Annotated in this window: 7 protein-coding genes and 1 pseudogene; 5 read left to right on the top strand and 3 right to left on the bottom strand. The window is 59.1% G+C overall.

What is annotated here, in order from left to right; all coding sequences use genetic code 11:
* A partial coding sequence (locus EN893_RS38695) for a hypothetical protein (RefSeq protein WP_206640142.1) occupies positions 1-213 on the top strand: 213 nt, incomplete at its 5' end.
* Positions 214-465: 252 nt separating this feature from the next.
* Here EN893_RS38695 and EN893_RS20015 read toward each other — a convergent pair.
* The 3 genes from EN893_RS20015 to EN893_RS20005 all read right to left on the bottom strand — a co-directional run bounded on the left by EN893_RS20015 (position 466) and on the right by EN893_RS20005 (position 3,100).
* Positions 466-1,227: a thermonuclease family protein gene (locus EN893_RS20015; RefSeq protein WP_127271248.1), complete on the bottom strand. Its 762-nt coding sequence runs from the start codon at positions 1,225-1,227 to the stop codon at positions 466-468.
* The gene (locus tag EN893_RS20010; protein WP_127271250.1) at positions 1,228-1,587 is read right to left on the bottom strand and encodes a calcium-binding protein; all 360 of its coding nucleotides are present in this window, start codon (positions 1,585-1,587) and stop codon (positions 1,228-1,230) included.
* Positions 1,588-2,083: 496 nt separating this feature from the next.
* Positions 2,084-3,100, bottom strand: a complete 1,017-nt coding sequence (locus tag EN893_RS20005) for an acyltransferase (RefSeq protein ID WP_164748683.1) — start codon at positions 3,098-3,100, stop codon at positions 2,084-2,086.
* A 141-nt stretch (positions 3,101-3,241) separates the two neighbouring features.
* Here EN893_RS20005 and EN893_RS20000 point away from each other — a divergent pair, with 141 nt between their 5' ends.
* The 4 genes and pseudogenes from EN893_RS20000 to EN893_RS40055 all read left to right on the top strand — a co-directional run bounded on the left by EN893_RS20000 (position 3,242) and on the right by EN893_RS40055 (position 4,526).
* A complete protein-coding gene (locus tag EN893_RS20000) occupies positions 3,242-3,646 on the top strand; it encodes a hypothetical protein (protein WP_127271253.1) in 405 nt (134 codons plus the stop codon).
* A gap of 83 nt (positions 3,647-3,729) precedes the next feature.
* Positions 3,730-4,092 (top strand): glycosyl hydrolase 108 family protein, encoded by a 363-nt coding sequence (locus tag EN893_RS40065; RefSeq protein WP_306663780.1) that lies wholly within the window; start codon positions 3,730-3,732, stop codon positions 4,090-4,092.
* Positions 4,065-4,139, top strand: a pseudogene (locus EN893_RS40060) (hypothetical protein); the annotation flags it as partial. The gene EN893_RS40065 and the pseudogene EN893_RS40060, both read left to right, overlap by 28 nt.
* Before the next feature lie 69 nt (positions 4,140-4,208).
* Positions 4,209-4,526, top strand: coding sequence for a hypothetical protein (locus tag EN893_RS40055; protein ID WP_306663782.1), 318 nt, complete (start codon positions 4,209-4,211; stop codon positions 4,524-4,526).
* The last annotated feature ends 13 nt before the right edge of the window (positions 4,527-4,539 follow it).

The raw sequence follows: 4,539 nt of genomic DNA, 5'->3' as shown, positions 1-4,539 counted from the left end.
TTGATAATAATTCGCCCTGCCTTATCCGCCCCCGCCACAGTCGTTATTCGAGCATACCGCAACGGCTGCGCCCACAGCTGCAATGGCGATACCGGCAGCTATCGCCTGATTTTGCTTTCTGATCATGTCGGCGCATTGGACGAGAGTCACGGATCGCCGAACGAGCTCAGCGTAGAGATCGTCCTGAAACTTCGCATCCTTCGTAGAGGATAAGGTTCTACAAAGGGCTGAAGTGCTGACGGCACTCGGGTTCTTGGCTAGTGTCTGTTGCGAGGTCGTGCATGAGGCGGTTGCCAGCGCCAAGGCTACCGCAGCCGAAACTGCGGCTCGTCGACCCATTCTCATTGTAGTCCCCCACACCCCCAAATCGGTCCGCGACCCTCACAGCCGATAATCACTCACTAGCAGAGCGTTTCACACGCCTGCCCGTCGCCATCACGGTCCAGTTTGCCACCCCACGGACAGTTACTGAGATACCATTGAGCCTCGTCGCACGAGCTGATCTGCGAGCATTTCCGCCGCGGCTGGCAGGAATAGCTGCGCGACCTGGCGCCCGACGATGCCTAGGGATTGGCTCACTGCCGGCCTGGCGTTGTCTCCATACCCGGCCCGCCACTCCCACGGCAGTTGGAACTGTCCGACCCACAGGCCGACCTTCGCCGCCTCGGCCTTCGCCTGCTGCGCTGCATAGGCGCCACCGCTGTACTTGGGCCAGTCGAGCGCATAGCCGTTTTCGACCATCCATGCGGCCACACTGGCGCCATCCGCACGCCGGCAGTCGCTCACAAAGCGGTTGTAGCGGTCCCAGGCGATAAAGGTGCATGTGACCGGCCTCGAGGCGGCCAAGAACCCGTCCAGTGCTGCAGCGGCCTTCGCCCCGCACCGGTAGCGAACGCCCTTGGCGTCGTCGCATTGCTGGGCGGACTCGGGGGCGTCGATGCCATTGAAGCGGATGCGTTGCCCATGAATCTCGATCGTATCGCCATCGATGACAGAGGCGACGCCGGCGATCGGCTCCGGGGTACGTCCGATCCAGTTGGAAACGTGAAGGTCAGGGGAACTTTCGCTGTGCTGCACGGCGAACTGCGCGACGAAGGCGGCTGCCGCAGCAACCGTCACGAAGACCAGCCGCTTTGGGATGGCCGCTATTAGGCGGGCACGCCGACGCTGTGCACCTTGCCGTTTGCGCCATTGGTCTGAGCGATTGTCGTATCGGGATTTGTCCATTTACTCGCAGCCTACGCCGTCGTGATCGCCATCCAGCCGGTTGGTGTCAGCACCAGTGATTTTCACAGGACCGGCTACAACCGGATTGTTTCCCTTGCCGCCTGCACAGTCCAAGTCGGCACCACCAGCGGGCGCCACGCGCCGATACGCGTTGAAGGCGGCCACCGCGCGGGCGCCGTCGCCCTCGATGTGGGTGTTGTTGCTGTTTGGATTGAGAGGATCGACGGTCTGCAGAAGCATGTTGGCGTGGTTCGCATCGCCGGCCGCGAGCGTCACCGAGTCATAGTTGTTCAAGTAGTCGGATGTGCAAGCAGAAAAGAGGAGCAAAGCCCCTAAAGACAACACCCTTTGCCAATACATGTGCCCACTCCCCCAGTTTGAAAGAGTTGCACAAGATCCAGCTGCTCGCAACTGCCGGGCGAAATGGCCTGATCAGCTAAGCCATGATTGTCGATAAGATGGCAGGGCGTGCTGATCTGCGCGGCTAGAAATCGAGTAGTAGCCGAATGTAGCCGTATTCGATTGGCCAAGCCCCGGTGACTGCAGAAATCAAACCATAATTTGCCGCGACTAGGATTGCGGCGATGACGTAGTCGCTCCAATTGAATTCCGTGATGAGCCTCCATAGCAGTTTTGATCTTGACGATCTCGGTCCGGACGGTCTCATAGGCTCGCTCTTTGCGGGTGCGCACTGAACATCGATTTCCAATTTCAGGCCTACCAGGACGAGAGTCTTTGCAAGGGAGCCCGCTTTGTTCGGTGTGCGGTCTTAGGCTGGGGCGATGTCAACGCACATACTCTTTAAATCGCCCATTCAGCCAGATCGAAGCCGCTGGGGCAATCCAAAATTCAGGGCTTAATGGAGTTCCCCGCTCTCTACGCGGCGTTTCGAAAGCACGATAAGCGGTCGCTCGATCAAGCGATAGCTCACTGCGCTGACGACGGCCGTCAGGAAAAGCAACGCAAAAAGATAGACAACGCTCGCCAGGGGGCTACGCGACCAGAACGAGCTCAATACGCCTATCAGGCCCAGGTGCCAGAGATACGTGCTGTAGCTAGCGTTTCCGGCAGCCAGCGCCAGTGATGGCGTCCTCAGCTTGCCATCGCGCTCCAGCATCATCGCCGCGCAAAGTAACAACGCGGCAGGCGGACCGAAGCCGTACCAGCGGAACGCATTGATCTCCATGGTGGGGTATAACCAAATAGAGGCATAGAGAAACCAGCCCACGGCGCCCAAGAGCAGCAAGCTCGCCGGCAAGCGGATCCCTGATTGGCATACCGCCGCGACAGCGATCCCCATCACAAATTCCAACATGATCGGGCTTGTCATCGTTTCGGCTGTCGGCCAAACCTGCGATACCAGCAGAAGAAAGACAGCCAGAGCGGCAAAACCCAGCTTGCGGTTTCGAAATATCATCACGATGACAGCAACCAGCACATAGAACCTGATCTCGAATACAAGCGTCCAGCCGACTGGCTGGGGCAAAGGGAAATCGATGAGGAAGAGCTGGCGCGTCCAGGCCCACACGTCAGGTGGCGGCGTGCCCCTCCCGGTCCAGAGCGTGAGAATCATGGACAGCCAGAACAAAGGAAGTATGCGCAGTACGCGCCGGAGCGTGAAACGACCAGCGTCCGCTATCCGTCCGGCATCCTGTCTTCGCTGCGTGATCAAATACATTATCGCCCCACTTATGGCGAAAAAGATATCGACACCAAAATGGCATATGACGTCAGTGTATGGGCGAAGGGGCATGAGGGTATTCTGGCCGGACAGTGCGTTTGCCTCTATGACTGCGTGCCCGAGGACGACCATCCAAGCGGCGATCGCCCGTAAACCCTGGATGGATCGATACGATCTTTTCGGAACGATCATTATGCCTCCGGGACCAAGCCGTCCTGCAACTGTCGAAGCTAAACAGCGGCTTGGCCATTGGTAGGCTCTCGGCCTAGCGGCGCGCATTCAACCGGCCCTGGCGGCCCAGGGGCCGAGTCCCCGCTAGTTGTACCCGAGCAGATGGCGAAGCCCAACTATCGGCAAATAAACGGTCCAAATCATGCCGATGGCTGCGGCAACGCCAAGGCCGATTGCGGGAGCCCAAGCCTTCCAGAGCATCTGGAGCCGCGCCGCTATTTCAGTCAAACTGTCTTCCATGGACGAATTCTCCCCAAGTTGATTCGAGAGGCGAAAATATCAATGAACGCCAAGACTGCCGCGCTTGCAATCGCCGCAAGTGTTTGCATCGCTGGTTTCGCTTATTCGAGCGGTCATAAGGCCGGTCGTGTTTCTCAACTGAAAGACACCGTGACATCCTACAACCGCCGCATGGGGATTAATGACAACGCCAACAGCCTCGGCCGCGTCGATCTCTGCCTGGAGCTTGGTGGCCTACTTGATGAATGCGAGCGCTTAGACCGCTGATCTCCTCAACCGGCTGATTTTCAGCCCTCCCACCTTCATTGCCAAACTCAATGACTGCCCATCACGGCAGAAAGGTACTAGCCATGGACCGCAACTTTGCGCGGGCGCTTGCGCTCGTTCTGAAATCTGAAGGCCTCTGGTCAGACAATCCGGCTGACCCCGGCGGCGCCACCATGAAAGGCGTCACGCTCGCCAACTTCCGCCGCTATGTGAAAGCCGATGCTACCAAGGCCGATCTGCGCAAGATCACTGATGCCCAAGTATCGACAGTATACCGGCGGTTCTACTGGGATGCGACGGCTGGTGCCCAGCTTCCCGGCGGTGTCGACTACGCCGTCTTTGATTTTGCCGTCAACTCTGGGCCGGCTCGGGCTGCCAGTACCTTCAGGCGGTTGTGGGCGTCAGGCAGGACGGTCGCATCGGTCCAGCTACAATTGCTGCTGTAAAGGCCAAGCCGGCCGGCGTTGTTATCGACGCACTGTGCGACAAGCGCCTAGGCTTCCTGAAGCGTCTCCCGACATGGAAAACTTTCGGCCGTGGCTGGTCCGACCGCGTCAAGTCGGTGCGCGCCGAAGCGCTGAAGCTGTCAGCTTTGCCCGACACACCGCCCCCAGTGACTGTCGAGGTGAAGGTGCCGGTCGACAAACCTGTTGTTCCTGAAAAGGTCGAACAGAAAGTCATGGAGAAATCTGGGTTCCTTTCCTGGCTGACCGGCCTCTTCGGCTCCGGCGCCATCGGTCTCGGCTGGCTCGCCGGAATGGACTGGCAGGCGGTTCTCGCGGGCGGCGTTGTCCTGCTGGTGTTCCTGCTGGTCCTGCTCCTGCTTCGCTCCCAGATCGTCTCTGCGGTGCGTCAGATCAAAGCGGAGGTGGGCGGCTGATTGGGTCCATCAT

The sequence above is a fragment of the Mesorhizobium sp. M7A.F.Ca.CA.004.04.2.1 genome, from assembly GCF_004022825.1.
GTDB lineage: Bacteria > Pseudomonadota > Alphaproteobacteria > Rhizobiales > Rhizobiaceae > Mesorhizobium.
The sequence above is the reverse complement of the archived record's forward strand: the minus strand, read 5'-3'. Positions and strand labels throughout refer to the sequence as shown.

Excerpts from the sequence above, each read along its gene's own strand:
- EN893_RS20015 (WP_127271248.1), bottom strand. The coding sequence starts at position 1,227 with ATGGACAAATCCCGATACGACAATCGCTCAGACCAATGGCGCAAACGG.
- EN893_RS20010 (WP_127271250.1), bottom strand. The coding sequence starts at position 1,587 with ATGTATTGGCAAAGGGTGTTGTCTTTAGGGGCTTTGCTCCTCTTTTCT.
- EN893_RS20005 (WP_164748683.1), bottom strand. The coding sequence starts at position 3,100 with ATGATCGTTCCGAAAAGATCGTATCGATCCATCCAGGGTTTACGGGCG.
- EN893_RS20000 (WP_127271253.1), top strand. The coding sequence starts at position 3,242 with ATGGCGAAGCCCAACTATCGGCAAATAAACGGTCCAAATCATGCCGAT.
- EN893_RS40065 (WP_306663780.1), top strand. The coding sequence starts at position 3,730 with ATGGACCGCAACTTTGCGCGGGCGCTTGCGCTCGTTCTGAAATCTGAA.